This window comes from Anabaena sp. AL93, assembly GCF_001672085.1.
Taxonomy (GTDB): Bacteria; Cyanobacteriota; Cyanobacteriia; order Cyanobacteriales; family Nostocaceae; genus Dolichospermum; species Dolichospermum heterosporum.
The window spans coordinates 1-1,451 of sequence record NZ_LJOU01000210.1; the positions used below are offsets into that span (position 1 = coordinate 1).

Annotated in this window: 1 rRNA gene; it reads left to right on the forward strand. The window is 33.8% G+C overall.

From position 1 onward, the window contains the following. Positions 1-181: 181 nt before the first annotated feature. Positions 182-299, forward strand: a 5S ribosomal RNA gene (rrf, locus tag AN486_RS26495). The last annotated feature ends 1,152 nt before the right edge of the window (positions 300-1,451 follow it).

A 1,451-nucleotide genomic window follows, 5' to 3' on the forward strand; every position in this document is an offset into this window, starting at 1 on the left:
GTGGAAGTACAGTAATGTATGAAGCTGAGGGGTACTAATAGACCGAGGGCTTGACCTCTATTCAATTTGTTATTGTGATTTCTCTTTCTCAAATGCAGTCTTCAGGGTTATGAACACCCTCAGTTAGAATCTAAAATTATTCTTTAATTCTAAATTCTCAATTCTCAATTCTAAATTCTTTCCTGGTGTCTATGGCGCGGTGGAACCACACTGATCCCTTCCCGAACTCAGAGGTGAAACGCTGCTGCGGCGACGATAGTTTGGGGGTAGCCCCACGTGAAAATAGCTCGATGCCAGGTTTAATACTTACAATAAGCCCTCTCATTACATAATGAGAGGGTTTGTTTTTAGCTAGACATGATATAGTTACTACAACTGTCGGCGTTGCTGATTAAGAGTATGATTTTATTTCACGCAGAGGCGCAGAGTCGCAGAGAGTAAGAGTTTCATTTTTTTGATTTTTCAATTTCATACCTCAATTCAGCAACGCCCAACTGTCATTATAGTTTTTTATGGCACAAGTTTTTCCTTCACTAGAACAAATTCATCAATTACGCGCGAAACCTACTGATGGTGATTTGCATTTACTTAACTTTTTATCGGAAAATTTAGATAATAATTAGGACTTATGCACTGTACAAATTGATCATCTCTAGACAAAAACAACTAATTATTAGTCAAGCAAAACAACAAAAAATAAAAGGTGCAGCGGGTGCAGGAAAAACTTGCATTAAAGCTATTTCCAAAAATTAGTTATAGTAAAAGTACCGCGTTCATAAATAATAAATAATAAATAACCCTAAACCAATTAACACAAAGGGGACAATAGCCTGACGATAAATATTTAAAATATAACCAATAGTAGTTTAACGACTCAATAAATAAGCAATACCACCGTAAACCCCAACCATGCCAAAAAATATCACGAGAATAATTAAATTACTAAGTTAGCAAAATTTTCTCCTGCAAATAGAGGTATATAAATACTGATATTATCACTACCATTTGCAACCGTAACTGCTGCAACTTTACAAGTATTTGGATGTAGAATATTCGATAACCAAGAAAATACAGATTGAGGATGTAATGGCTTGACGAAATCACTATTAACAGTCTGAATTTCCGTATTTGTCTCTTCTCTATTTAGTAATTGTGGCTCTTGCGGTACTTTTATGGTGGAAACTCAAATAACTAAAATTTAGTACCTAAAATTTATATTCATTAAGTCTCAGACTTCAGTACCAGCAAGAGATTACAAGATTTTAAATATGTTCAGATAGCAATGATGATATAATGATAATTATAAAATACAAAAGTTTTGGTGATAGCTATGAAATTTTCTGTAGATCAAATTCTCAATCTCCCAGATATGAAAGTGTTAGATTTTCAAGAAATCGAAGGGGCAGGAATAATTATAACAATAGAAAAAGCTGTTAATAATTCTACTTGTC